23 protein-coding genes and 1 pseudogene are annotated in these 25,588 nt (G+C 56.1%); 14 read left to right on the top strand and 10 right to left on the bottom strand.

Features of this window, described 5'->3' with window-relative positions; translation table 11 throughout:
• Positions 1 to 76 precede the first annotated feature (76 nt).
• Complete coding sequence (locus ACZ9XP_RS03245; protein ID WP_147685736.1) at positions 77 to 736, bottom strand: UPF0149 family protein; 660 nt, start codon at positions 734 to 736, stop codon at positions 77 to 79.
• Positions 737 to 841: 105 nt separating this feature from the next.
• Complete coding sequence (locus ACZ9XP_RS03240) at positions 842 to 2,533, bottom strand: AMP-binding protein (RefSeq protein ID WP_147685734.1); 1,692 nt, start codon at positions 2,531 to 2,533, stop codon at positions 842 to 844.
• 130 nt (positions 2,534 to 2,663) lie between these two features.
• Between ACZ9XP_RS03240 and ACZ9XP_RS03235 the strand changes: the two genes are divergently transcribed.
• From ACZ9XP_RS03235 to ACZ9XP_RS03170, 14 genes and pseudogenes are all read left to right on the top strand, one after another.
• The gene (locus tag ACZ9XP_RS03235) at positions 2,664 to 3,065 is read left to right on the top strand and encodes a MerR family transcriptional regulator (RefSeq protein WP_147685732.1); all 402 of its coding nucleotides are present in this window, start codon (positions 2,664 to 2,666) and stop codon (positions 3,063 to 3,065) included.
• Positions 3,066 to 3,240: 175 nt separating this feature from the next.
• Positions 3,241 to 4,410: an isovaleryl-CoA dehydrogenase gene (locus ACZ9XP_RS03230; RefSeq protein WP_465187987.1), complete on the top strand. Its 1,170-nt coding sequence runs from the start codon at positions 3,241 to 3,243 to the stop codon at positions 4,408 to 4,410.
• Between the two features lie 134 nt (positions 4,411 to 4,544).
• Entirely contained in the window at positions 4,545 to 6,143 is a 1,599-nt protein-coding gene (locus ACZ9XP_RS03225) for a carboxyl transferase domain-containing protein (protein WP_465187986.1), read from the top strand.
• Positions 6,144 to 6,278: 135 nt separating this feature from the next.
• Positions 6,279 to 7,064, top strand: coding sequence for an enoyl-CoA hydratase/isomerase family protein (locus ACZ9XP_RS03220; protein ID WP_465187985.1), 786 nt, complete (start codon positions 6,279 to 6,281; stop codon positions 7,062 to 7,064).
• Positions 7,065 to 7,327: 263 nt separating this feature from the next.
• Positions 7,328 to 8,662 (top strand): annotated as a pseudogene (locus tag ACZ9XP_RS03215) (acetyl-CoA carboxylase biotin carboxylase subunit); the annotation flags it as partial.
• Positions 8,651 to 9,307: a biotin/lipoyl-containing protein gene (locus tag ACZ9XP_RS03210; RefSeq protein ID WP_465188083.1), complete on the top strand. Its 657-nt coding sequence runs from the start codon at positions 8,651 to 8,653 to the stop codon at positions 9,305 to 9,307. The pseudogene ACZ9XP_RS03215 and the gene ACZ9XP_RS03210, both read left to right, overlap by 12 nt.
• 201 nt (positions 9,308 to 9,508) lie before the next feature.
• Positions 9,509 to 10,396 (top strand): hydroxymethylglutaryl-CoA lyase, encoded by an 888-nt coding sequence (locus tag ACZ9XP_RS03205; protein WP_465187984.1) that lies wholly within the window; start codon positions 9,509 to 9,511, stop codon positions 10,394 to 10,396.
• Between the two features lie 217 nt (positions 10,397 to 10,613).
• Positions 10,614 to 11,111: a hypothetical protein gene (locus tag ACZ9XP_RS03200; protein WP_465187983.1), complete on the top strand. Its 498-nt coding sequence runs from the start codon at positions 10,614 to 10,616 to the stop codon at positions 11,109 to 11,111.
• A gap of 78 nt (positions 11,112 to 11,189) precedes the next feature.
• A complete protein-coding gene (locus tag ACZ9XP_RS03195) occupies positions 11,190 to 12,641 on the top strand; it encodes an O-antigen ligase family protein (protein ID WP_465187982.1) in 1,452 nt (483 codons plus the stop codon).
• A gap of 36 nt (positions 12,642 to 12,677) precedes the next feature.
• Positions 12,678 to 13,922 (top strand): outer membrane beta-barrel protein, encoded by a 1,245-nt coding sequence (locus tag ACZ9XP_RS03190; RefSeq protein ID WP_465187981.1) that lies wholly within the window; start codon positions 12,678 to 12,680, stop codon positions 13,920 to 13,922.
• A 78-nt stretch (positions 13,923 to 14,000) separates the two neighbouring features.
• Positions 14,001 to 14,528: a polysaccharide biosynthesis/export family protein gene (locus ACZ9XP_RS03185; RefSeq protein ID WP_465187980.1), complete on the top strand. Its 528-nt coding sequence runs from the start codon at positions 14,001 to 14,003 to the stop codon at positions 14,526 to 14,528.
• Between the two features lie 41 nt (positions 14,529 to 14,569).
• A complete protein-coding gene (locus ACZ9XP_RS03180) occupies positions 14,570 to 16,798 on the top strand; it encodes a GumC family protein (protein ID WP_465187979.1) in 2,229 nt (742 codons plus the stop codon).
• Between the two features lie 9 nt (positions 16,799 to 16,807).
• Complete coding sequence (locus ACZ9XP_RS03175) at positions 16,808 to 17,560, top strand: tyrosine-protein phosphatase (RefSeq protein ID WP_465187978.1); 753 nt, start codon at positions 16,808 to 16,810, stop codon at positions 17,558 to 17,560.
• Entirely contained in the window at positions 17,557 to 18,204 is a 648-nt protein-coding gene (locus tag ACZ9XP_RS03170) for a hypothetical protein (RefSeq protein WP_465187977.1), read from the top strand. The genes ACZ9XP_RS03175 and ACZ9XP_RS03170 overlap by 4 nt, the downstream gene beginning before the upstream one ends.
• A 110-nt stretch (positions 18,205 to 18,314) precedes the next feature.
• Here ACZ9XP_RS03170 and ACZ9XP_RS03165 read toward each other — a convergent pair whose 3' ends face one another.
• From ACZ9XP_RS03165 to ACZ9XP_RS03130, 8 genes are all read right to left on the bottom strand, one after another.
• A complete protein-coding gene (locus ACZ9XP_RS03165; protein ID WP_465187976.1) occupies positions 18,315 to 18,608 on the bottom strand; it encodes a VanZ family protein in 294 nt (97 codons plus the stop codon).
• A gap of 334 nt (positions 18,609 to 18,942) precedes the next feature.
• Positions 18,943 to 19,740, bottom strand: coding sequence for an IS3 family transposase (locus ACZ9XP_RS03160; RefSeq protein WP_465188082.1), 798 nt, complete (start codon positions 19,738 to 19,740; stop codon positions 18,943 to 18,945).
• A 20-nt stretch (positions 19,741 to 19,760) separates the two neighbouring features.
• Positions 19,761 to 19,910 carry a hypothetical protein gene (locus tag ACZ9XP_RS03155; RefSeq protein ID WP_272751248.1) on the bottom strand — a complete coding sequence of 50 codons (150 nt, stop codon included), beginning with the start codon at positions 19,908 to 19,910 and terminating at the stop codon, positions 19,761 to 19,763.
• A 345-nt stretch (positions 19,911 to 20,255) separates the two neighbouring features.
• A complete protein-coding gene (locus ACZ9XP_RS03150; protein ID WP_465187975.1) occupies positions 20,256 to 21,266 on the bottom strand; it encodes an acyltransferase in 1,011 nt (336 codons plus the stop codon).
• 677 nt (positions 21,267 to 21,943) lie between these two features.
• On the bottom strand, positions 21,944 to 23,215 hold the full coding sequence (locus ACZ9XP_RS03145) for an O-antigen ligase family protein (protein WP_465187974.1): 1,272 nt from the start codon (positions 23,213 to 23,215) through the stop codon (positions 21,944 to 21,946).
• A 7-nt stretch (positions 23,216 to 23,222) separates the two neighbouring features.
• Entirely contained in the window at positions 23,223 to 23,972 is a 750-nt protein-coding gene (locus ACZ9XP_RS03140; RefSeq protein ID WP_465187973.1) for a WecB/TagA/CpsF family glycosyltransferase, read from the bottom strand.
• A complete protein-coding gene (locus ACZ9XP_RS03135; RefSeq protein WP_465187972.1) occupies positions 23,969 to 24,631 on the bottom strand; it encodes a glycosyltransferase family 32 protein in 663 nt (220 codons plus the stop codon). The genes ACZ9XP_RS03140 and ACZ9XP_RS03135 overlap by 4 nt, the downstream gene beginning before the upstream one ends.
• Entirely contained in the window at positions 24,628 to 25,581 is a 954-nt protein-coding gene (locus ACZ9XP_RS03130) for a glycosyltransferase family 2 protein (protein WP_465187971.1), read from the bottom strand. The genes ACZ9XP_RS03135 and ACZ9XP_RS03130 overlap by 4 nt, the downstream gene beginning before the upstream one ends.
• Positions 25,582 to 25,588: the final 7 nt, after the last annotated feature.

Raw genomic sequence — 25,588 nt, 5'->3', positions numbered from 1 at the left:
CAGGTGATACTGCAGTCTAGCCCACGCAAACAAAAAGCCCCGCATTCTGCGGGGCTTTCCGGTACGGCTGCAGGGCTTAGTTACGGCCGCAGCAGGCTTTGTATTTCTTGCCGCTACCGCAGGTGCACGGGTCGTTGCGGCCAACCTTGCCATCGTTACGCACGGTCACCGGCGCAGCCTCTTTGGCGCGCCAGTAGTTGTGCACGGCCACCACGGCGTCGTCCAGCTCACCCTTGAAGCTTTCCAGCTCGCTGGCGCTGAATTGCATCAGCGGGGCTTCGCCCTCTTCGGCGTCGAACATGCCACCCAGTGCCATCACCGGCATCAGCAACTCTTCGAAGCCTTCGTCGTCTGCTGCCTCAAACCAATCGGTGGGCACCACGTCCAGCGCGTACATATAGGCATTGCACCACGGGCGGAAGTCCGGCTCGTCGCTGTCGTCGGCGCTATACAGCACCAGCTCTGGCAGCTCGCCGTCGGCCAGCGCGGCCGCCACGCTGTCGTAGAACTTCTGCAGCAGGGCACGGATTTCGGCTTCGGTTTCGGCGCTTTCAAATGCCGGCGCATCACCCAGGACATCATCCAGCCACTCGTCCACCCCCAGGCGGTCGGGGCCACAGGCCAGCGCAGTAAAGAAACCCTGTACTTCGTCGGGGCGCATGGTGGTGCCAGCTTGCGACAGCGGGGTGAGCAGGGTTTCCAGACGGGTCAGGTCGGCTTCGTTGAATACGGTCATGATGCAATCTCCAAAAGTATGGCGCGCATTGTAGCGTATCCACGCTGCCACAGAATTGTGACAGCACAAAAAACCCCGCCTGCCGGCGGGGTTGATCGCAGCACATCAGGCGGTTTTTGCTTCGTCCAGCCCCAGCTTCTCTTTCATCTGCTGGCGCATTACAAACTTCTGGATCTTGCCGGTGATGGTCATGGGGAAGCTGTCGACAAACTCGATGTAGCGCGGAATCTTGTAGTAGGCAATCTGGCCGTCGCAGAAGGCGCGGATCTCGTCGGCGCTACAGCTTTCGCCATCGCGCAGGCGTATCCAGGCGCATAGCTCCTCGCCGTATCGGGCATCGGGCACACCGATGACCTGTACGTCTTGCACCTTGGGGTGGCGGTAAAGGAATTCTTCGATCTCGCGCGGGTAGATATTCTCGCCACCGCGAATCACCATGTCTTTCACGCGGCCTACGATATTGCAGTAGCCATCTTCGTCCATGACCGCGAGGTCGCCGGTGTGCATCCAGCCGGCATCGTCGATGGCTTCGCGGGTTTTGGCCGGGTCACCCCAGTAGCCCAGCATCACCGAGTAGCCACGGGTCAGCAGCTCGCCGGTGTCGCCACGCGGCACGATACGGCCGTTGGCATCTACGATTTTTACTTCGACATGCGGGTGGATGCGGCCAACGGTGGCGACCTTTTTTTCCAGCGGCGTGTCGGTGTGGCTCTGGAAGCTCACCGGGCTGGTTTCGGTCATGCCGTAGGCAATGGTGACTTCGGCCATGTGCATGTGCGCCACCACGCGCCGCATCACCTCGATCGGGCACGGGCTGCCGGCCATGATGCCGGTGCGCAGTGTGGCCAGATCAAACTCGGCAAAGCGCGGGTGGTCCAGCACCGCGATAAACATGGTGGGCACGCCGTGCAGCGCGGTACAGCGCTCTGCCTGCACCGCTTCCAGCACCGCCAGCGGTTCGAAGGCCTCGCTAGGGAACACCATGGCCGCGCCGTGGGTCACGCAGGCCAGCACGCCCAGCACCATGCCGAAGCAGTGGTACAGCGGCACCGGGATGCACAGCCGGTCATCCGGCCCCAGCTGCATGGCCTCGCCCACGAAAAAGCCGTTATTCAGGATGTTGTGGTGCGTGAGCGTGGCACCCTTGGGGCTGCCGGTGGTGCCGGAGGTAAACTGGATATTGATCGGGTCATCGAACTGCAGCGTGCTGGCCGTAGCGGCCAACGCTGCACGCTCCTCATCGCTTGGCGGCGCCAGCAGGCTGGCAAAGTTCAGCATACCAGCGGTCGCCTCCTCCCCCATGCGCACCACCCAGCGCAGCTCGGGCAGGCGCACCGCTTGTAGCTGGCCAGGGGCGCTAACGGCCAACTCCGGCGCCAGGTCGGCCACCATGGCCAGGTAGTCGCTGCTCTTGAAGCTGGGCGATAACACCAGTGCGCGGCAGCCTACCTTGTTCAGCGCGTATTCCAGCTCGCTGCGGCGATAGGCCGGGTTGATGTTGACCAGCACCAGCCCCGCCTTGGCGGTAGCAAACTGCATCAGTACCCATTCCACGTTGTTTTGCGACCAGATCCCCACCCGCTCGCCCGGCTGCAGGCCCAGCCGGCGCAGGCCGCAGGCCAGGCGCGTGACCTGCTCGCCAAATTCGGCATACGTCCAGCGTACATTCTGCTGGCGCACGATCAGCGCGTCGCGCGCGGCGTAGCGCTGGCAAGCTTCGTCGAAATACTGGCCGATGGTCTGGCCGATAAGCGGGGTAGCACTGGTACCGTGCACATAGCTGGGCGAAAGGGTCATGGTGAGGTCTCCACTGGCGATGCCGTTGTCTTTGTGCGCAAAACTTACTATTACGTTAACGTAAACTCAAGCTTAATCGGGCAGAGCGGGTAAAAAACGCTACAATCGCGGCAGAACAACAGGAACCATCATGAGCGAAGAACGCCTCTTTACCATTTCAGATCTGGCACGCGATTTTGACATCACGCTGCGCACCATCCGTTTTTACGAAGAACAGGGCCTGATAGAGCCGCAACGTGAAGGCCGCCAGCGGCTGTTTACCCACCGCGACCGCGCCCGGCTCAAGCTGATCCTGCGTGGCAAGCGCATCGGGCTGGCACTGTCGGAGATCCGCGAGATTCTCGATCTGTACGAACTGGCCCGCGACGAAGCCAGCCAGTCGCTAAAGCTGCTGCAGCTCTTGTCCGAGCGCAAGAAACAGCTGGAAGAACAACGCCGCGACATCGACGCCGTACTGGCCGAGATCGTGACCCTGGAAGGCCACTGCCGCCAGGTCATCGACACCGTCACCGGCAAGGACGCCACAAACTAGCCCGTTTTTTACCATCCTGCCGGATGGTTCTGTCATTTTGTATTGACGTTAACGTAAGCGTAAGTCAACATAAAACCATAACCAGGCAAAAAACGCCTATCTATACAAGAGCCCCCGGCAGCACGCACAAGGGGCAAACGGACACAGCCGCCCGCCCGGGCACAGAGGAGATAACATGTACAGCAGCCTGCGCTTTGACTTTGGCGAAACCTACGACATGCTGCGCGAAGCGGTACGCGAATTCGCCGCCAGCGAAATCGCACCGCGCGCCGCCGATATCGACCGCGACAACCTGTTTCCGGCCGACCTGTGGAAGAAATTTGGCGATCTGGGCCTGTTGGGCATCACCGTGTCCGAAGAGTACGGCGGCGCCAATATGGGCTATCTGGCGCACATGATCGCCATGGAAGAAATCAGCCGCGCCAGCGCCTCGGTGGCGCTGTCCTACGGTGCGCATTCCAACCTGTGCGTGAACCAGATCTTCAAAAACGGCAACGACGAACAGCGCCAGAAATACCTGCCCAAGCTGATCAGCGGCGACCACATCGGCGCACTGGCCATGTCCGAACCCAACGCCGGCTCCGACGTGGTGAGCATGAAGCTGCGCGCTGACAAGGTAGACGGCGGCTACAAACTGAACGGCAGCAAGATGTGGATCACCAACGGCGGCGACGCCGATACCCTGGTGGTGTACGCCAAAACCGATATCAACGCCGGCCCGAAAGGCATCACCGCCTTTATCGTGGAAAAAGGCTTTGCCGGTTTCAGCCACGGCAGCAAGCTGGACAAGCTGGGCATGCGTGGCTCCAACACCTACCCGATTTTCTTTGACGACTGTTTCGTGCCGGACGCCAACGTACTGGGCGGCGAAGGCAACGGCGTGAAAGTACTGATGAGCGGGCTGGACTTCGAACGCGCCGTGTTGGCCGCAGGCCCGCTGGGCATCATGCAAGGCTGCATGGACGTGGTGGTGCCCTACCTGAACGACCGCAAGCAGTTTGGCCAGGCCATTGGCGACTTCCAGCTGATGCAAGGCAAGCTGGCCGATATGTACGTGAAGCTGTCCGCCAGCCGTGCCTATGTCTACGCCGTAGGCCAGGCACTGGACCGTGGCGAATCGGGCCGCCAAACCCGCAAGGACGCCGCCGGCGCCATCCTGTACGCCGCCGAAGGCGCCACCCAGATGGCGCTGGACGCCATCCAGTGCCTGGGCGGTAACGGCTATATCAATGAATACCCCACCGGCCGCCTGCTGCGCGACGCCAAGCTGTACGAAATCGGCGCGGGCACCAGCGAAATCCGCCGCTGGCTGATCGGCCGCGAGCTGATGGCCGAAACCCGCTAAGCCTTCAAAGACTATTCTTTCGCCACGAAAACACACGAAACAACACGGAAAGCAACACACGCTCCCGGCCAGATAGCCGCTGGCCGTCCGTGTTTTCAGTGTGATTCCGTGGCAAAAATAACAGGGTCTACAACATGCCCATCATCGAATCCAAGCTTTCCCCCCGCGCTGCCGACTTCCAGGCCAACGCCGACAAAATGCGCAGCATCGTGGCCGACTTGAAAGCCAAAGTCGCCCAGGCCGCCCTGGGTGGTGGTAGCAAGGCACGCGACAAGCACGTAGCCAAAGGCAAGCTGCTGCCGCGCGAACGCATCGACCTGCTGCTGGACCCGGGCGCGCCGTTTCTGGAGCTGTCGCAGCTGGCTGCCTTCGGCATGTATAACGACGACGCGCCGGGCGCCGGCGTCATCACCGGGGTTGGCCGCATCAGCGGCATCGACTGCCTGATTGTGGCCAACGACGCCACTGTCAAAGGCGGCACCTACTACCCGATGACGGTAAAAAAACACCTGCGCGCACAGGAAATCGCCCGCGAAAACCGCCTGCCCTGCGTCTACCTGGTGGATTCCGGCGGCGCCTTCCTGCCACTGCAGGACGAAGTCTTCCCCGACCGCGAGCACTTTGGCCGCATCTTTTACAACCAGGCCAACCTGTCCGCCGCCGGCATACCGCAAATCGCCGTGGTGATGGGTAGCTGCACCGCTGGCGGTGCTTACGTACCGGCCATGAGCGACGAAACCGTTATCGTCAAAGAACAAGGCACCATCTTCTTGGGCGGCCCACCGCTGGTGAAAGCCGCCACCGGCGAGGTGGTCTCGGCCGAAGAGCTGGGCGGTGGCGACGTACACACCCGCATCAGCGGCGTGGCCGACCACCTGGCGCAAAGCGACGCCCACGCGCTGGCCATCGCCCGCCGCATCGTGGCCGACCTGAACTGGCACAAGCAAGGCCGGCTGGACCGCATCGCGCCCCGCCCGCCGCGCTACAGCGCCGAAGAAATCTACGGCGTGATTCCGGCCGACAGCAAAAAGCCGTTCGACGTGCGCGAGATCATTGCCCGCCTGGTGGACGATTCCGATTTCGACGAATTCAAGCAGAACTACGGCACCACGCTGGTTACCGGGTTTGCCCGCCTCAATGGCTACCGCGTCGGCATCATCGCCAATAACGGCATCCTGTTTTCCGAGTCGGCGCTCAAGGGCGCGCACTTTGTCGAGCTGTGCTGCCAGCGCGGCATTCCGCTGATCTTCCTGCAGAACATCACCGGCTTCATGGTGGGCAAGAAGTACGAAAACGGCGGCATTGCCAAAGACGGCGCCAAGCTGGTTACCGCCGTGGCCTGCGCCAGCGTGCCCAAGTTCACCGTGCTGATAGGCGGCAGCTTCGGCGCCGGCAACTACGGCATGTGCGGCCGCGCCTACAGCCCGCGCTTTTTGTGGATGTGGCCCAACAGCCGCATTTCGGTCATGGGGGGCGAGCAGGCCGCCGGCGTGCTGGCCCAGGTGAAGAAAGAGCAGCTGGGCGACGCCTTTACCGCCGAGCAGGAAGAAGCGCTGAAAGCACCGGTACGCGAGCAGTACGAAGCGCAAGGCCACCCCTACTACGCCAGCGCCCGCCTGTGGGATGACGGTGTGATCGACCCCGCGCAAACACGCGAAGTGCTGAGCCTGGCGCTGGAAGCCAGCCTGTCGGCACCGGTAGAAAGCACGCGCTTCGGCGTGTTCCGCATGTAATTTTTATTTAGCCACGGAAACACACGGGAAGACACGGAAGCAAACCCGAACCCGCACGGCCTGCCAGAAGACGCATTCGCTCTTTTCCGTGTTTTCCGTGTGGTTCAGTGGCAAAAAAAGTGAAAGGGTTTTCAAATGAACTACAGCACTTTGGAAATCACCCGCAGCGGCCAGGTGGCCACCGTCTGGATGAACCGCCCCGAGCTGCACAATGCGATGAACGAGCACCTCATCGCCGACCTCACCGCCGCTTTTCGCGAGCTGAACCGTGACGACAGCGTGCGCGTGATCGTGCTGGCCGGCCACGGCAAGAGCTTCTCCGCCGGCGCCGACCTGGACTGGATGCGCCGCGCAGCCGGCTACACCGAGGCGCAAAACCTGGAAGACGCCAACAAGCTGGCCGCCATGCTCAAGGGTATTTACCGCAGCAAAAAGCCCGTTATCGCCCGCATCCACGGCGCGGCACTGGCTGGCGGTACCGGCCTGACCGCCGTGTGCGACATCGCTGTGGCCACCGACGCCGCCCGCTTCGCCCTGACCGAAGTACGCCTGGGCCTGATTCCCGCCACCATCGGCCCCTACGTGGCCGACGCCATCGGCTGGCGCCAGGCGCGGCGTTACTTTCTGAGCGCCGAGCGCATTGACGCCGCCACCGCGCTGCGCATCGGCCTGGTGCACGAAGTGGTGGCCGAGGACGCGCTGGATAGCCGCATTGCCGAGATCGCCGCCGAGCTGGGCAAAGGTGCCCCGCATGCGCTGGCCGCCGCCAAAGACCTGCTGGGCTGCCTGCACGACAGCTCGCCGCTGGACGACGAACTGCTGTCGGACACCGCGCACCGCATCGCCGCGATACGCATTACCGACGAAGCGCGCGAAGGCCTGGCCGCCTTTTTCGAAAAACGCCCGCCAAGCTGGATATGATTTTTTGCCACGGAAACACACGCAAGACACGGACAAGACCGGACAAAGCACTGCAGGCTAGGTAGCAAAACGGTGACTGGCTGACTGCCAACCGGACAGACACGCAGCGTCGCACCGGGTTTGTGCCAAAGCCCCTGCTTTCTTTCGTGCCTTTCGTGTGCTTTCGTGGCCAAACAGGACACATCATGCACGCCTACCCTACCCCTTGCGCCAGCCGCGCTGCGGCCAACCTTGCAGTGGCTGCCCCACAGGAAACCCGCCCCATGTTCAGCAAGATCCTTATTGCCAACCGCGGCGAGATTGCCTGCCGCATCATCAAGACTGCCCGTGCCATGGGTATCCGCACCGTGGCGGTGTATTCGGATGCCGACGCCAACGCCCGCTTTGTAAAGCTGGCCGACGAAGCCTGGCGCTTGGGCCCGGCCCCGGCGGCGGAATCCTACCTGAAAGCCGACCTGATCCTGGACATTGCCCGCCAGAGCGGCGCCCAGGCCGTGCACCCCGGCTATGGTTTCTTGTCCGAGAACGAAGACTTTGCCGCCGCCTGCCACGCTGCAGGCATTGCCTTTATCGGCCCGCCAGCCAGCGCCATTGCCGCCATGGGTAGCAAATCGGCCGCCAAGGCGCTGATGGAAAAAGCCGGCGTACCGCTGGTACCCGGCTACCACGGCGACGAGCAAGCCCCCGCCTTTCTGCAAGCGCAGGCCGACGCCATGGGCTACCCGGTGCTGATCAAGGCCAGTGCCGGTGGTGGCGGCAAGGGCATGCGGATTGTGGAAAAAAGCGCCGATTTCGAGGCCGCCCTGGCCAGCTGCCAGCGCGAAGCACGCGCCAGCTTTGGCGACGACAAGGTACTGGTAGAGAAATACCTGACCCGCCCGCGCCACGTGGAAATCCAGGTGTTTGCCGATAGCCTGGGCGGCTGCGTGTACCTGTTCGAGCGCGACTGCTCGGTGCAGCGCCGCCACCAGAAAGTGCTGGAAGAAGCCCCGGCACCGCACCTGCCCGCCGATACCCGCCGCGCCATGGGCGAGGCCGCCGTGGCCGCCGCCCGCGCAGTAGGCTACGAGGGCGCCGGCACCGTGGAATTCATCATGGACGTCCAGGAAAATGGAGAGCCTGGGCAGTTCTATTTCATGGAAATGAACACCCGCCTGCAGGTAGAACACCCGGTGACCGAAATGATCACCGGCCAGGACCTGGTAGCCTGGCAGCTGAAAGTAGCCTGCGGCCAACCTTTGCCCCTGGCGCAAAACCAGCTGCAGATGCACGGCCACAGCATCGAGGCGCGTATTTACGCCGAAGACCCGGACAAAGGCTTTCTGCCGGCCACCGGTACCCTGGTGCACCTGGCGCCGCCACCGGAAAGCGACTGCGTGCGCGTGGATACCGGCGTGCTGCAGGGCGACAGCATCAGCCCGTTTTACGACCCGATGATCGCCAAGCTCATCGTATGGGGCGAAACCCGTGAAGCCGCGCTACAGCAGCTGGACGCCGCGCTGGCGGCCTACCAGGTGGTAGGCGTGACCACCAATATCCGCTTTCTGCGCCGCATTGCGGCCAACGTGGACTTTGCCAGCGGCAATGTGGACACCGGCCTGATAGCGCGCCACCACGACAGCCTGCTGCCCGCCCCCGCTGCGCCCACCGCCACGCAGCTGGCGCTGCTGGGGCTGGCCGAAATGCTAGCCAGCAGCAGCACGGGTAACGATGCCTTTGGCACGCTACAGGGCTGGCGCCTGAACGGCAGCCACCACCACAGTATCGGCTTCGAGCTGGGCGATGCCCGTTACACCGTCACGCTGCAGCAGCACACCGACGGCTACCGCATCGAGGCCGCCGGCAGCACGCTGCAGGCAGAAGCCACCCTGCACGGCCACACGCTGCGCGTGACGCTGGACGGCAAACAGCTGGCGGCCACCGTGGTGCGCCACGGCAGCCAGCGCGTGCTGTTTGCCGACGGCGAACGCGTGGCCGTGGACTACCTCGACCCGTATGCGTTTAGCGAAGCAGGCGTGCACGGCGAAACCCACCTCAAAGCCCCCATGCCCGGCCGCGTGGTGGCACTGGTGGCCGAAGCCGGCGCCCGCATCGCCAAAGGCGAGCCGCTGCTGATCCTGGAGGCGATGAAAATGGAACACACCATCACCGCTCCGGCCGACGGTGTGGTGAAGGCGTTCTACTTTGCCGCCGGCGAGCAGGTAGGCGACGGCGACGAGCTGGTGGACTTCGAAGCGGACTGATGTCTTGTTAGCCACGGAAACACACTGAAGGCACGGACAAGAGCAAAGGCAAGGCGCCCTTGCCTGACGGATGGCAACAACATGGCGTCGCAACGGTTGTCTTCCGTGCTTTCCGTGTACTTCCGTGGCGATAAACAGGTTTTTTCTTTGCTACTGACACATACCCCTAAGGCACGAGCTGCAGCCACAAAGGATCAAAACATGACACACGTGAAGATTGTGGAAGTCGGCCCGCGTGACGGGCTGCAAAACGAAAAGCAGACCGTCACGCTGGCGGTAAAGGTCGAGCTGATTCAAAGGTTGGCCGCCAGCGGGCTGCTGAACATCGAAGCCGGGGCATTTGTATCGCCCAAGTGGGTGCCGCAGATGGCGGACAGCGCCGAGGTGCTGCAAGCGCTGCAGCTGGATGGCACGGTGAACTACCCCGTGCTGGTGCCCAACGACAAGGGCCTGGACGCGGCGCTGGCAGCCGGCGTGCGCGAGATTGCCGTGTTTGGCGCGGCTAGCGAGGCCTTTAGCCAGAAAAACATCAACGCCAGCATAGCCGAAAGCCTGCAGCGCTTTGAATCGGTAATGAAGCGCGCCACCGCGGCCAACGTTCGCGTACGCGGCTACGTGTCGTGCGTGGTGGGCTGCCCGTACGAAGGCGCCATCGCGCCGCGCAAGGTGGCCGAGGTGGCCAGCGCACTGTACAACATGGGCTGTTACGAGATATCGCTGGGCGACACCATTGGCGTGGGTACGCCGGACAAGGTTACCGCCATGCTGGATGCAGTAAGCGAGCGGGTACCGGTAGAAAAGCTGGCCGGGCACTTCCACGACACCTACGGCATGGCCATTGCCAATATCCATACCGCACTGCAAGCCGGCGTGCATACCTTTGACAGCTCGGTGTCCGGCCTGGGCGGCTGCCCATACGCCAAAGGGGCGTCCGGCAATGTGGCTACCGAAGACGTGGTGTATTTGCTACACGGCCTGGGTTACCACACCGGGGTGGATATGGATAAGCTGGTGGCGGCGTCGAAATTCATCGCCAGCGCCCTGGGCAGGCCCGCCGGCTCGCGCTTGGCGCACGCCTGGCAGGGCTGAGCAGGCACCATGACAAAGCATTAACACACAACTGCTTAATAAAACACCCCGTCATTTTGCAGTGATAATTTAATATAAAAATTATTAATGTAAACAAGCTTTTAGCCGGTGCGGGGGCGCAAAATTTATTGCCATCTTGCCTTGCCAAGTCGGTTTTGCCCCCGTATCATGCAAACATATCGATAAGTTCATGCTCTAGTGAGCAGGAGAATCAACCATGACCAAGAAATTCATTCTTGCTGCAGCCTTGGTGGCGTCTGTTTCTTATGCCGCTACATCTACTTCCGGGGAGACCTCTGCAACGCAGGTCCAAAAAAGCCTAGCATCTGCAGTGAAAGACAAGAAGCCTATTGCTGAGATTGTTAAGCAGGCTGTCAAATCGAAAATGTCAGCTTCTGCTTTGGTTGTTGCAGCAGCAAACGCAAATGCTTCCGCAGATGAGATAGCTAAAACGTTCATCTCCATGCTGCCTGAGGGTGAATTGAAATCGGCAATGGAACTTGCTGGAATCTCGACAGATGCTATTGATGCAGCAATCAGTGAGGCAAAAGTTTCTAGTGCTGTTGCACTTGCAGATCAGGTTCCTACAGCAGCCGGCAACACCGGCACAAGCGGCCAAACTGGTGGCTTTGGTAACGGTGCCGGTAGCGCGCTGTCCTTCTCCAGCAGCCCGTCATTGGGCGGCGGCGGTGGTGGTAGCGTAAGCCGCAACTAAGCCTTTGCTTCCCCGCGAATAAAAAACCGAACGCAAGTTCGGTTTTTTATTGCTGCTACCCGCTAATGGAGACACTGCATGCTGCGGACACCGCACCTGCCCAAGCTGGCCTGGTGGCTGTTTTGCCTGACCCTGGTACTGATGCCGCTGCCGCTGGGCGGCAACCGCTCGTGGGTGCTGCTGATTATCGCCCCCGGCCTGCTGGCCGTGTGGGGCCTACTGCTAGCCAGCGATGGTAGCCGGCACCAGCTGGGCCAGGCTATCAGGCAAAGCAAATTTCCCCTGGCCTGCCTGGCAGGTATTGCCCTACTGCAAACGATACAGACTCTTACCTTGCCAGCAAGCTGGCTGGCCACCGTGTCACCGGGCCTGGCAAACCTATGGCAGGGCCAGGGCAGCCTGTCGCTAGACCGTTTCAACACCCAGCTGTATGCCACGCTTACCCTGTGCTATGCATCGGCTTTTGTGTTTATCCAGTACTTTGCCCTGCAGTCTGCCCGGCTGATAAAGCAGCTACTGCTGGTACTGGTACTGGCGGGCATCTTTCAGGCCGTAGTCGGCATCTACCTGTATTCGGTTAATGCCGACTACACCCTGTTCTACTTTGCCCTGCACCATGTGCGCACACTGGGCACCTTCACCTACCACAACCACTACGCCTTTTACCTAGTGATGGCGCTGTGCCTGGGGCTGGGGCTGATCATGGCCGAGCCTGCCGCACAGCAAAGCGGCGGCTGGAAACAGCAGCTGAACAAGCTGCTGGCGTTTGTGGAAAGCCGCAAGATGCTGCTGCGCCTGGGGCTGATCGTGATTGTGATTGCGCTGGTACTGACCAAATCACGCATGGGCAATGCCGCCTTCTTTACCGCCCTGCTGGCCAGCATGGCCGTGTACCTGGCCTTGGTAAAACCACGCAATAAAAACCTGCTGTGGCTGGTAGCCAGCGTGGTGATTATCGATATCGTGGTGCTGGGCAGCTGGGTGGGGCTGGACAAGGTAGCCGAGCGCATAGGCAATACCGCGCTGAGCAAGAACAGCGCCACGCTGAGCGCCATGATACGCGGCCAGGAAAACAGCCCAGAATGGCCACGCGACGAATCGGTAGAGGCGCGCCTGCTGCCAGCCGATTATGCAGTAAACATTATCAAAGACTATCCACTAACCGGCACAGGCGCTGGTACATTCTATACAATATTCCCGACATACAAACCTACCACTGTAAACTATTACTACGATCATGCCCACAATGATTATGTAGAATTGCTTACAGACCATGGATTTATCGGTATTTCCCTGTTCGCGGCTCTTGTCCTGTGTGTCATAGCACGTACAATTGGGGTACTGAGACATAGAAAATCGGCGCTGGCCAAAGGCCTGGCTTTCTCTACGATCATGGCATGTTGCGCTGCGCTATTGCACAGCCTGGTGGATTTCAACCTGCAGGTACCCACCAATGCCATGCTGTTTACCTGCATTTTAGGCTTGGGTTGGAGTGCCGGCTTCATCGAGCGGCCAGCCCGGCAGCTTTAAAATCTGAATTTTTATCGAATAATGTGGAGCCCCACCATGTACAAACTGACCCCCCTGGCGCTGGCCCTGGCGCTGCTAAGTGGCTATGCCGTGGCACAAACCTCCCAGAATGCCGCCATTCCGCAGCAGCAAGATATCTATAAAGGGTTTGACACCTACAAGCCGAAGGAGCAAGCCGACCCGGATGGCGCCATGCGCGTAGGTAGTTTCTACCTGTACCCCACTGTGGGCATCACTTTTGGCCACGATGACAACGTTAACGCAGTCAACACGAACACCAAGTCGTCTAGCGTGTTCAACCTTAGCCCCAGCTTGTTATTGGAACAGCTGAACGCTGCTGGCGATACCTATAGCTTGGGCTACCGCGGCTCTTATACCCGCTATGCCAGCAGCAGCAAAGATAACAACGATACCCACGAAGTGCAGGGCCAAGTAGCCATCCAGTACGACCCCCGCCTCAATACCCTGTTCCGTGCAGGCGTTATGCTGGCTTCTGACGCGCGCGAACTGACAGACCGCCCAGAATCGGACAGCCCCGATAAGTTCCGCAACACCTACGCCAATTACCTTGCGGGCTACGGCGCTAATGAAGCGCCAGGCCGTGTAGAAGCCGAAGCGAAGTACAACAACAAACGCTACACAAACAACCGCAGCACCACCCTGGACGGCGACCTGGACGCGTTTGAATTGGCCGGCCGCTTCTTCTATCGTGTAGCACCCAATAGCCAAGTATTGGTAGAAGCCCGCTACACTGATTTCGATTACAAGCTGGCCACGCCCGAGCAGGACAGCACCGAACAGCGCCTGCTGCTGGGCTATACTTGGGATATCTCTGCTGCTACTCAGGGCACATTCAAGGCCGGCAACCTGAAGAAAGACTTTGCGTCCAATACCCGTAAAGATTTCAATGGTTTCACTTGGGAAGGCAGCGCCAAATGGATGCCGGTAGAGTACTCGACCGTTGAGCTCAACACCCGCCGTGCCACCGACGATTCCACCGGCACCGGTGACTACATCAAAAACCGCAAGTACGCCATTAGCTGGACCCACAAGCTGACTGATCTGTTCTCTGCCAGCTTGGCTTACTCGGATATTCATAACGACTACGTTAATGGCAACCGTCTAGACAAGATCAAGCTATACAGCGTAGGCGTGGGCTACGACGTGCGCCGCTGGATGAAGATGTCGCTGGAGTGGAAAACCGCCGAAAACGAATCCACCGTGCGCGCAAGCACCTATAAACGCAACGTGATCATGCTCAATACCCAGATTGGACTGTAATTCATGGCCCTGAATGCTTTTCAACGTAGCTCTACGCTGAAATGCTGGCTGTCTGCATGCCTGCTCGCTGTAGCAGGCATGCAGCCTTTGGCAGCCAGTGCCCAGACCACCCTGCAAGTGCCTGTCGACTCTGCCAGCCTGTTTTCCACCTACCAGCTGGGCGCGGGTGACATGCTGACCATCCGCGTGCTGGGCGAGCCAGAGCTGACACTGGAAAAAATCCGCCTGACCGACGCCGGCACGCTGTCGTACCCGGTGCTGGGTGAAATACGCCTGCTGGGCCTGACCGTAGGCGAGCTGGAAAAAATCATTACCGACGGCCTGCGCGGCCGCTACCTGAAAAACCCGCAGGTGTCGGTGCAGATGGACGAATACCGCCCGTTTTACGTAAACGGCCTGGTAGAAAAACCGGGTAGCTACCCGTACCAGCCAGCGCTAACCGTGCGCAAAGCCGCCTCCATTGCGGGCGGGCTGAAGATACGCGCGTCGGTAGACAAGGTTTATGTGATTCGTGCCAACGACAAAAACCAGGACGCAATCAAGGCCGATATGAACACGCCCATCTACCCGGGCGATACGGTTATTGTGGAACAAAGCTTTTTCTGATCGAAATGCTGATAGTGCGCTAAGCCGCGCGGAGAGACCGAATGTCGCTTTTTGGTGAAGAAACCAAACCCCAAGCCCAGGCTGCCAAACCTGCGCTGCTGCTGCAGGACAACGAGCAGCAGCACACCTCCCCCCTGCTGGAATACTGGCGCATCGTAAACGCCAAAAAGTGGGGCATTCTGGCGCTGGGCGTAGCCGTAGGTGCCGTAGCACTGGTCACCACCCAGGCCATGCGGCCAACCTACCGCGCCACCGCCGAAGTACTGATTGAAGCCAACAAAGCCAAAGTACTGTCTATCGACGAGGTATACGGCGGCGTAGGCAGCAACCGCGAATACTTCCAGACCCAGGCTGAAATCATGAAATCGCGCGAGGTAGCCCTGCGCGCCATCAAGAAGCTGAAGCTGTGGGAACACCCGGACTACAACCCGCGACTGCAAAAACCGCCAGTACACCAACCGGTGCTGGACATGCTGGGCATGGAACGCAAGCCCCAACCACAGTGGAACGAAGACCTGCTGGCTGCTGCCGTATACCAGCAAATCGCCCTGGGTAAAGACCTGAATATCGAGCTGGTGCGCCTGAGCCAGCTGGTCAACGTGTCGTTTGATTCTACCGATGCCAAAGTGGCCGCCGACTTTGCCAACGCCGTGGGCGAAGCCTACATAGAGAACGACCGCGAAGCGCGCTTCAAGATGACCCAGCAAGCCAGCGACTGGCTGCAAAACCGCACCAAGAGCCTGCGCGAAGCCCTGGAAACCTCCGAGCGCAAGCTTCAAAGCTACCGCGAACGCGCCGGTGTGATTACCGTAGACGCCAGCAACCAGTTTGGTACCGGCAAGCTGATTGAAGAAGTAACCCAGCGCCTGGTAGAAGCCCGCATGCGCCGTGCCGAAGCCGAAAACGCCTACAACCAGATACGTGGCGGCAAAGTGCAAGACTTGGGCTCGCTGCCTGCCGTAGTTCGCAACCCGCTGGTAGCCGAGGCCAAGAAACAACTGGCGGACGCCGAACGCAAACACGCCGAAATGTCGCAGCGCTATGGCCCGGAACACCCGCGCATGGTGCAGGCAGAAGCCGAGCTGCAGTCGGCACGGGACAGCGCCAAGCGCCAGATCAACAGCATTGTGGCCAGCGTCACCAACGAGTACGAAGTAGCCCGCGCCACCGAGCGCAGCCTGGAAGCCACCCTGGGCCAGGCACGTGGCGGCGCGCAAACCGACAACCGCAAAAACTTCGAGCTAGCCGTGCTGGAACGCGAAGTAGCATCCAACCGCCAGCTGTACGACATGTTTGTAACCCGCGCCAAGGAAACCGCCGCCTCGCAAGACCTGCAGAGCAGCGTAGGCCGCATTGTGGACATGGCCGAAGTACCCGAAAAACCGGTAGCGCCGAAAAAAGCACAGGTGACCCTGATGGCCTTTGTGCTGGCCCTGCTGCTGGGTGCCGCCACCGCCCTGCTGCGCGCACGCCTGGACAACACGCTGAAGCTGCCGGCCGACGTGGAAAGCAAGGTCAAACAGCCGCTGCTGTCTACCCTGCCCCTGCTGGACAAAAAACAGCGCCAGCAAGCTGCCCTGCTTAGCCAGCAAGACCCGCACACCCCGTTTGCCGAGGCCGTGCGCACCGCCAAAACCGGCGTGCTGCTGTCGGATATCGATCAGGAACGCCGCGTACTGCTGGTAACGTCCAGCGTGGCGGGCGAAGGCAAGACCACCACGTCTTGCAACCTGGCGCTGTCGCTATCGCAAAACAAGCGCACCCTGCTGATAGACGCCGACATGCGCCGCCCGTCGGTAGCCGCGTCGCTGGGGCTGGACCCGCACGCCGCCGGCCTGTCCGACCTGATAGCCGGTACCAAACAGCTGGCCGACGTGCTGCAACAGCTGCCAAACAGCCAGGTAGACCTGATCAGCGCCGGTACCCTGCCGCCCAACCCGCTGGACCTGCTGCTGTCGCGCCGTTTTGACGAGCTGCTGGCCACGCTGCAGCAACAGTACGAAATGATCATTATCGACAGCGCACCATGCGAAATGGTCAGCGACGCGGTAGCCCTGGCCCCGAAAGCCACCGGCCTGATCTACGTAGTACGCGCCGGTGAAACCGCTGCGCCGCTGGTGGTAAAAGGTACCCGCCGCCTGCAGCGCGCCGGTGGCCACCTGCTGGGTATTGTGCTGAACGGCGTAGACCTGAAACAGGCCGAACGCTATGGCGACTACGGCACCTACGGCCAGTACTACGGCAACTATGGCGCCCCCGCCAAAAAGTAAGGCCCCCGCGTGATAGACGTACACTGCCACCTGCTGCCGGGCGTCGATGACGGCCCGGCAGACCTGGCCGCCGCGCTGGCGCTGGTGAAAGCCAGCGCCAGCAACGGCATACGCCAGGCCATCTGCACCCCCCACATCTACCCCGGCCGCTGGGACAATGGCTACGCCAACCTGCAGCCCGCGCTGGACCAGCTACGCCAAGCCATGGCTGCGGCCAACCTGGCGCTGGAGATAAAGCTGGGGGCAGAGGTGCGCGTGTGCGACGAGCTACCGCAGCTGATACAAGCAGGGCGCATCCCCATGCTGGGGCATGTGGGCGGCTACGATATCCTGCTGCTGGAAATGCCGGACCACCAGATACCCGCCGGCCTGTGGCAGCTGATACCCTGGCTGATGCGGCACAAGGTACGCCCCCTGATCGCCCACCCCGAGCGCAACAAAGCCGTAATGAGCGACCCCAGCCAGGCCAGCCGCCTGCACCGCGCCGGCTGCTGGCTGCAGGTGACCACCGGTGCCCTGCTGGGCAGCTTTGGCAGCCGCGCCCAGGCCACCGCCGAGCAGCTGCTGGAAGAAGACCTGGTGTACCTGGTAGCTACAGATACCCACAACCTGAAAGCCCGGCAGCCCAATATGGCCCAGGCCCACCAGTGGCTAAGCCGCCGCTTTGATAGCGGCTACGCCGACATGCTCACCACCGAGCACCCCGGCCTGCTGTACCACAGCACCCCCGCCAGCATACCCACCCTGGAAGACACACCATGAAAGCCGCCGCACCCTACGCACTGGCCCTGGCCATGGCAAGCTGCGCCGCCGTGGTACTGCCCGGTGCCCTGCAAACAGCCTGGCACGACCTGATGCTAGCCCAACCGCGCGCCATGCTGGATCGCGCCACCGCAGACCAGCAAACCCCACTACTGCTGGCCGAAGCCATACAGATTGAACAGACACTGAACCAGGCGCAGCAACAACGCCAGCCCCCGCACCACCAGGTGCTGGACAACCTGGCCACGCTCTACACCCTGCGAACCATGCGTGCTGCAGCGGTACCCGACGTTCAGGCCTATATGGCTGACGTGGCAGAAAACTACTACCGCCAGTCTCTGGCACTGCGCCCGGTAAACGGCCGCGCCTGGGCCAATATCGCCCTGCTGCGCATCCTTACCGGCGACCAGGGCCCGGTATACCAGCAGGCCCTGGCCACTGCCCTGCGCCAGGCCCCCAGCGACTACAGTGTAGGCCGCAGCCTGCTGCTGGCCACCCTGCCGTTTGAAGACAAGCTGCCACCCGCCAGCATGGCGTTTGCGCGACAGGTATACGCACAGCAGAGCGAGCCGGCACAAAAGCAGCTGCAGCACCTGCTAAAACAGCTACCCGGCCCCACCGCCCGCCAGCTAGTGCAGCCCTAGCATCCTGCCAGCTACATAAAACAAACCGCCCCGGGTTGCGCATGGCAAACCGGGGCGGTTTTTTATTTAATGGTATGCATGCAGAACAAGCAGCTGGCAGCTCTTTGCTATTACAGACGGGCAGCCCGCCTGCGGCTCCAGCACGAGCCAGCCCAGCACAGCAGCAGCCCGCACAGCAGGCCGGCCAAGTCTGCCAGCCAGTCTTCTACCGACGCCACACGGCCCGGCAATATCGACTGGTGCCACTCCTGCCCTGCCCCTACCACCATACCCATTAGCGCCAGCGCGAGGCAGCGCCAAAAGGTGGGCCGCAACGCCCAGCCCGCCACCGCCAGCGCCAAGCCGTAGACGCTGGCGTGCACCAGCTTGTCGTAAGGGGTGGGCACCGTGGGCAGCAGCAGCAAATTTTGGCACCAAAAAAGCAGAGCCACCAGCGACGCCAGCAATAACAACACCACCAAACGCCACGCCATTAGTTGACCGCTACGAAGTAGAACCTATTGAACGGATGTACCTGTGGGTTCGGCACTGCCACGGCAGGTGTAAACCAACAATAGCGGGCAAGCTTCTGGCCATAGCGGCAGATCTGCAGTATGAACATTTCAAAGTTGAAAGAGGCAGGCATAACCAACGTATTGAATGCCAAAGTCCGACATGCCACCTGCTCCTCCGCTAAAAAAATTTTCATACATTCCTTTCACTTGCAATAGTGTAATGACCCAGCCCTTTCTGCACAGGTCAGGCTACTAATTGATACGCCATCGCCGGCGTCTTCATCCCCAAAGCCTGGTGCGGGCGCCGGTGGTTGTAGAACCCGATCCAGTCTGCAATTACCCGGCTGGCGTGCGCCAGGCTTTCAAAGCGGTGTCGATGCGCACACTGCTCTTTCAAGGTGCGGATCACCCGCTCCACCATACCGTTCTGCTCCGGCGTGTACGGCGTGATGAACTCCTGCTGTAAACCGTAGCTTTTCACCAGCGCGGTGTAGCTGCGGCTGGTAAATACCAAACCGTTGTCGCTGCGCAGCAGGAAGCGTTGCGGTACCCGCCCCTGGCAGCCAAAGCGGTTGATCAGCGCATGCTCCAGCGCCGATGCAGCCGTTTTGGACTTGCCATTGCGTGACAGATGCCAGCCCAGCAGTTCGCGAGTGCAGCAGTCAATCACCAATGCCAAGTGGCACCAGCCATCCTTACCAGCCCAGATACGGCACAGGTCGGTGGCCCAGCGTTGGTTGGGCTCGGCAGCCACCGATGGCAGGGCTTGCACGCGCGGGCGGAAGCCGACCGGACGCTTCTTCACCTGCCAGCCTTTGAGCTGAAAGATGCGCTGCACGGTGTTTTTGTTCATGCCCAGCAGGCCTGCCACGGTGCGGTAGCCGAATGAAGGATTCTCTTCGATCATCGCCTTGATCGGCTCGACCAGCTGCGGCTGCAGCTTGGGCGCGGCCTTTTGCGGGCGGTAGTACAGCGTGCGACGCGGTACGTCGAACCAGCGGCACAGCTTGCTGATGGGCACCTGGATGCCGTCGTCTGCCAGTCGCTGCCGGACGAGGTGGGCTACTTGTCGTCCTCGCCCAGCAGAGACTGCAGCTTTTTTCTAGCGCGCAGCTCCAGCATGGCTTCGCCGTAGGCTTCCTGCAGTTCTTTGAGCTGTTTCTCGTATTGCTCGCGGATATCCATCGGTTTGGCACGCAGGGCGTTCTCCATGCCGCGCTTGGCCTCATCGACCAGGTTTCGATCTCGGAGGGCCTCAGGTCGAAGGCGCGGGAGGCCTAGGCCACCGTGCTCTTGCCTTGAATGATCTCCATCACCAGCGCGGCTTTGCGCTTGGCGGTCCAGCGTTCGATGTAGCGTTCCATGGTCATACTCATCACATGCTCCTGTGTGGATTATGACCTGTGCAGGTTTTTAGTGGGTTATTACAGAATTAAAAAATAACTAACGAGAAGTTGGCCATGGCAAGATTTCGAAAAATTCAAATATTTAAAAATTCCAGAAAATTATTAGCCGATTAATATCAAGCCGACTTGTACCATGCACATCTTTATCAACTCATATTACACGACGAAGGTAGGGCAAATTCTGAAGAATCCAAGCAGTAAGAATAGATAAGCAGAACACTGCAGAAGCAACTACTGGTATCGCTAAATAAGAAAAATTTGACTTAGCATAACCTGTAGTCAGCGCTGCTATGTCAATAAAAACAGGATGGACTAGATACACACCTAGGGTCAATGGAGAAATAGCCTGCAAAAAACTGAACTTAGCGAGTTTATTGCCCTCTTCTCTACACATATAAATAACTGCCACCGACATTACAACAACCATTGGGCTGTTATAATCATAAAAATAGGATCCATAAACCGTACCAAAAATATATGATCCAAAGTAATACGCAAGTACCGTACCAAAGAAAGACAATAAAAAAACGCAAATCAATTTAAAGCATTTAAAACGAAACTGGCCATAACGAACCAAGTAACCTATGAAAAAATATGGAACATAGCTAAGAAACCAATTGAGAAAATTACCACTAGTGCTTTGATTATAAAATTTAACAAAGGACTCTAGCATCGAGAGAAAAAGACACATTACGACCAATACAATAATTTCACCTTGGGAGCTCACTCGGACAATTTTTCTAAAAAAAGGAGTGAACGCATAAATTCCAACTATCATATACATAAACCACATGTGATAGTATGGCTTACCTGTGTAGACACTTTTTAGAAGCATACTTAATTCAATGGGCTCATTTTTAATAAAATTTTTTAATGATACCCAAAATAAGAAAAAAAATGTCCAAAAAATGAGGGGTATCAATATTTTATGAATACGCTTGCTATAAAAAATACTGAAGCTCTCCTCCTTCTGTGGGTCAAGCAACAGGGCACCACTGATCATTACAAAAACAGGTACACACCACCGAACCATAGAATCAAAGAAGTTACCGCTCCACCAAGCATAAGAGCCAATATCATTCGACAAAATAACTGAAGCAGAAACATGCAGAATAATAACTGCGAATGAAGATAAAATTCTGGCGATATCGATCCAAACCATTTAGCACACCATAGTCGTTAAACATTAAATCTTAAAAAAACATGAAACCTCTCTACACCACAAACTGCCGCACAAATTTAGACTTACCTTTATATAGCCATGTAATGAAACAGCCCTTTCTGCACAGTACAGGCTGCTAGTTGATGCGTCATCGCCGGAGTCTTCATCCCCAAAGCTTGCTGGGAGTCGTGGTTGTAGAAACCTATCCAGTCTGCAATCACACGTTTGGCGTGCGCTAAGCTTTCAAATCCCGGCAGAGACTGCAGCCTTTTCTAGGGTGTATGTCCAGCATGCTTCGCTGTAGGCATCCTGCAGCACTTTAGGCCGTTTATCATACTGCTCGCGAATGTCTATCGGCTTGGCACAAAGGGCGCTTTCTATGCCTTGCTTGGTTTCATCGAGCCAGGCTTCGATCTCGAAGAAGACCAGTTCGAAGGCGCAGGAGGATTAGACCACCGTGCTGTTGCCTTGAATGATCTATAGAAACAGCGCAGCATTGTACTTGACGATCCAAAATCTGATGTCGTCTTTCATGATCATACTCATGACGAGTTCCTATGTGGATCATGGCCTGTACAGATTTATTAGTAGGTCATTACAGCAGTTGAACATCGTAAATTTGAAATACTATTCAAAGACATAAAGCAGAAAATTGCCCTTGAATACCAGGTAAAAGCTTAACTCCTGTACTGGGCATCATGCACCATTCGAGCGTTTATAAAAACTAAGACATGAAAAACGACCCAACGCCCTTTATCAACCAATAGGAAGTTTGATTCCATCAGCCCATGCAGGAAGAAGAATGACCACACACCATAAAAAACAAATAAAAAATACTTATCCAAGTAAGCGTTCGCACCGATAAACACCAAGTGCCTAACCACATAAAGTAGCAAAAATAAAAAAAGACCAACAAGACCTACGGACAATATCAAATCAAGGTAGCTATTGTGCCCCTGCGTCAACCTAAAAACCCAAGAGTCACTACCATAAGCATAATCATATAACCTTGAGTCTTCCCCCATCCCCCAAACGGCACCATAGCCATAACCTAACAGCGGCCTATCCAATATGAGACTCAACAAATAATCCCAAATCAGGGCACGCCCAGTGAAGCGATCAGGATCATCCAGCACCCCGTAAATTAGATCTAAAGTCTGATAAGAGTTAGAAAGATACCAAAAAGATAACATTAATAAGAAAAGCGCCAACACTAAATAGTAACTGCTTCGAAAATGAACTGAAGAATTATAAAATGAATAGATAAAACCGATAGAAAGCCCAGCAAACAAAAAGCCGATTGAAGTTTTTGACCCAGTAAAATATAAAAAAACAAACGCGAGAAAAGATAAATACAGCCAATACTTTTTATGTGTCTGAAGATACGCACAAACAAAAAGAATGATTGAAAAGACCATTGCAAGCCCGGCATCATTTTTGTGACTATAAATTCCTCGCCAGTTACCCGCAAGCTCTCCGACAGAATGTATAGCGGTTGGCAACACAAAAACAGACACAAAAGAAAAGAGTAATAACACCGCAAACATAAAAGTTAATTTGCTAAAAAAATCACTTATATCAATCAAGTAAACTAGGAAAACAAGTGTAAATACAGAGACAATATACAATGCAGCGCGAATGAAAGTAACATCAGGCTCAACTGACCATAAAGTAGACATCAGGATAAATGTGCCAAATGTCAAATACGGCCAATAAATTCGGATGACTCTCAAAAGTTCAAACTTAGATTTAACAAAAAAATAAACCGAAAAAGCAAAAAAACCAATGTAAAAAAATCTACGAAAAAGACTCGCATCAGCCTCTGCAGGATTTACCTCATCAACCCCAATAGAAAATGGCGAGAGCCCGACAAATGCAAAAAGAATATAAAACACCAAGAAAAATTCTGGCGTTATGAAATTAGACAGGCTGAATTTTTGGTCGCGCATACAGAGACTAACCTTTTAAAAATCTGCTATTTTTTATCATCAGATAGATAGAATGAGGGTTAGTAGTCATATAGCGCCATAGTACATGCCTTGGCTCTCGGATACAGCGATAAGCCCATTCAAAACCGATTTTTCTAACCCAAATTGGAGGCCTATCCACCTCACCGCAAATTACCTTAAACATCCCACCACAGGTTTTAATCCAACCCGCTTGTAGACTAGCAATATTCCTTTCAACAAAATATTGCTCCTTTGGCACACCTAAGCCGACAAATAGCAGGTGCGGCTTAAATGCATTAATGCCATCGACAATATCTTGCTCTTCTTCGAGATTAAAATAACCATTTCGACCATGAAATTCTACATCAGGATAATCTGCATTTAGAACACCTAGCGCTTTGGTATTTTCCCTTTCTGTCCCACCTAATAAATATACTCTCAACTCACGGTCAGCAGCTGCAGAAAAAACACCCAATGCAAAATCGGTTGTCACTACTCTTTCAGGCAGGGCTGATTTTGCGAATAGCTTTGAACCGAAAACGATAGACATGCCATCTGGATCCACACCATCAGCGGTATTAATGATATTCTTCAATTTTTCATTTCGGCCTGCTTGTGAGAGTGAGTTACCATTAAGTGAAGTAAAAAACTTGGGTTTTCCAAAAGAGAAACCAGCGTCAAAGTCCGAATAAAAATAATCAATCCACCCCTGCAAAGTGAAATCATCAACCGCTACACCACCAACACTGATCTTCATTTCGAACCCCTAACAAGCATAGTGATTTTTTTCTTTACCCTCGCCAAGAGTGATAACTTCCACGTCTTATGCCAATGATGAATTGCAATCGTGTTCTCTTTAACATCGGAATACATTAGTTGGTGTACAGTTGAATCCTTTGCATATGGATTGAATGGGTAAAAAACAACCGGAGAATACACGACAACATCTGCATAATTGGCGGCCTGGTAGACTCGCGTCAATATTTTGGGTATGGTCTCAAAACCACCGTTTCTAAATGAGCGTTCCATCTCAGCTATGCAATCTTTAATGTACATACTACCCGGGGCCGCTCCCATTACAGCGGCATTAAGAAATCTATCACATTCATAGCCTAAAAATGCCGACGCATCTAGCATATCTTCCTTAAAGGCAGACACCATTTCCATATCAGTATCTAGGTAAATGCCACCTTGCTCATATAATACTTTCAATCTTAAATAATCAACAGCAAATGCCCATCTTTTTGTTTTTATTGCATATTGGACAAGCTTATTACTCAAATCAGAATTGCTCTCATCCCAACGCTTTATTTCATAGTCAGGTAGTTTTTCATGCCAAGTTTGTATGCAACGCTCAACCAACGGAGGAAGGGCATTACCTCCCAGCCAGAAATAATGAATGACCTTAGGTATCATTTAAATTTACCATATAGTGAAAGAATAATCTTAAGTAACGAAAAGATAAATTTGCTAGATATAGCTAGCCGAAGGACAACTTGCCTAGGATAAGGCATGTGCTTTAACGCGGCCACAAGGCTGGCGTTGACAGTATTCTTATATTCTAAAATACCTGCATACGAACCTAACTTAACTTCATCAACTAATCGACTCGCTAAAAACTTTGAGCTATATGGTTCTTTTAAATACGTGAGCAAAAAACGTATGCTTGCTTTCGGCTTTGTATTTGAACTCATTCTATTCCCAGTGGACTCAATAATTACAACAGTCGGCTGCCCGGAATACAACAAGCCAAATTTTTCTTCATATGTTAAGCCAAATGCCCAATCTTGGTGTTTAAACTGCAGCTCATCAAACTGGACTTGTAAAAAATACTCTTTCCTGACAAAGATTGTCGAACTACGGAAATCTAAATCTTTGCTAACAAAAAGTGAACGCCTCAAATCTTGCGAATAACTACCTTGATATGCTTCACAGGCCTTAATCGGCTCATTTACAAAAAAATTGGAATAGACACAAACTTTTTGATTTTTACTATGACTCCAAATTGTATACGCTTTCTCGATATGAGAAGGCATAAAAAAATCATCTGAATCTAGAAATGCAATAAATTCGCCAGAGGCGTTTGTAGCACCAAAATTCCTTGCCACATTGGCATTTTTACAATCTTCTAGATAAAGATACTTCAATCTATTGCAATCAAACGTATTCAAACAATCTGGCACTGCATTATGATCTTTATAATTATTTCCAACAACCACAATTTCAATATTTGGATAATTTTGTTCTAGCACAGACTGAACGCACCGTTTCAAACCGTCCACTCTATCCGTGGTTGGTATAACCACTGAAATCAAAGGAAATGGAGTTATCACAAGAAAGCCACCATCAATGGTTAAATAAAGCAAGAATCTG

The organism is Vogesella perlucida (assembly GCF_979366545.1).
Note: the sequence above shows the minus strand (reverse complement) of the source record. Positions and strands in the feature narration are given on the sequence as shown.

Bases quoted from the DNA above. Each gene is read 5' to 3' on its own strand.
- ACZ9XP_RS03235 (WP_147685732.1), top strand. From the start codon at position 2,664: ATGAGCGAAGAACGCCTCTTTACCATTTCAGATCTGGCACGCGATTTT.
- ACZ9XP_RS03170 (WP_465187977.1), top strand. From the start codon at position 17,557: ATGAAAGCCGCCGCACCCTACGCACTGGCCCTGGCCATGGCAAGCTGC.
- ACZ9XP_RS03150 (WP_465187975.1), bottom strand. From the start codon at position 21,266: ATGGTTTGGATCGATATCGCCAGAATTTTATCTTCATTCGCAGTTATT.
- ACZ9XP_RS03225 (WP_465187986.1), top strand. From the start codon at position 4,545: ATGCCCATCATCGAATCCAAGCTTTCCCCCCGCGCTGCCGACTTCCAG.
- ACZ9XP_RS03220 (WP_465187985.1), top strand. From the start codon at position 6,279: ATGAACTACAGCACTTTGGAAATCACCCGCAGCGGCCAGGTGGCCACC.
- ACZ9XP_RS03190 (WP_465187981.1), top strand. From the start codon at position 12,678: ATGTACAAACTGACCCCCCTGGCGCTGGCCCTGGCGCTGCTAAGTGGC.
- ACZ9XP_RS03200 (WP_465187983.1), top strand. From the start codon at position 10,614: ATGACCAAGAAATTCATTCTTGCTGCAGCCTTGGTGGCGTCTGTTTCT.
- ACZ9XP_RS03185 (WP_465187980.1), top strand. From the start codon at position 14,001: ATGCAGCCTTTGGCAGCCAGTGCCCAGACCACCCTGCAAGTGCCTGTC.
- ACZ9XP_RS03155 (WP_272751248.1), bottom strand. From the start codon at position 19,910: ATGGAGAACGCCCTGCGTGCCAAACCGATGGATATCCGCGAGCAATAC.
- ACZ9XP_RS03205 (WP_465187984.1), top strand. From the start codon at position 9,509: ATGACACACGTGAAGATTGTGGAAGTCGGCCCGCGTGACGGGCTGCAA.
- ACZ9XP_RS03135 (WP_465187972.1), bottom strand. From the start codon at position 24,631: ATGATACCTAAGGTCATTCATTATTTCTGGCTGGGAGGTAATGCCCTT.
- ACZ9XP_RS03230 (WP_465187987.1), top strand. From the start codon at position 3,241: ATGTACAGCAGCCTGCGCTTTGACTTTGGCGAAACCTACGACATGCTG.
- ACZ9XP_RS03245 (WP_147685736.1), bottom strand. From the start codon at position 736: ATGACCGTATTCAACGAAGCCGACCTGACCCGTCTGGAAACCCTGCTC.
- ACZ9XP_RS03195 (WP_465187982.1), top strand. From the start codon at position 11,190: ATGCTGCGGACACCGCACCTGCCCAAGCTGGCCTGGTGGCTGTTTTGC.
- ACZ9XP_RS03180 (WP_465187979.1), top strand. From the start codon at position 14,570: ATGTCGCTTTTTGGTGAAGAAACCAAACCCCAAGCCCAGGCTGCCAAA.
- ACZ9XP_RS03145 (WP_465187974.1), bottom strand. From the start codon at position 23,215: ATGCGCGACCAAAAATTCAGCCTGTCTAATTTCATAACGCCAGAATTT.
- ACZ9XP_RS03240 (WP_147685734.1), bottom strand. From the start codon at position 2,533: ATGACCCTTTCGCCCAGCTATGTGCACGGTACCAGTGCTACCCCGCTT.
- ACZ9XP_RS03140 (WP_465187973.1), bottom strand. From the start codon at position 23,972: ATGAAGATCAGTGTTGGTGGTGTAGCGGTTGATGATTTCACTTTGCAG.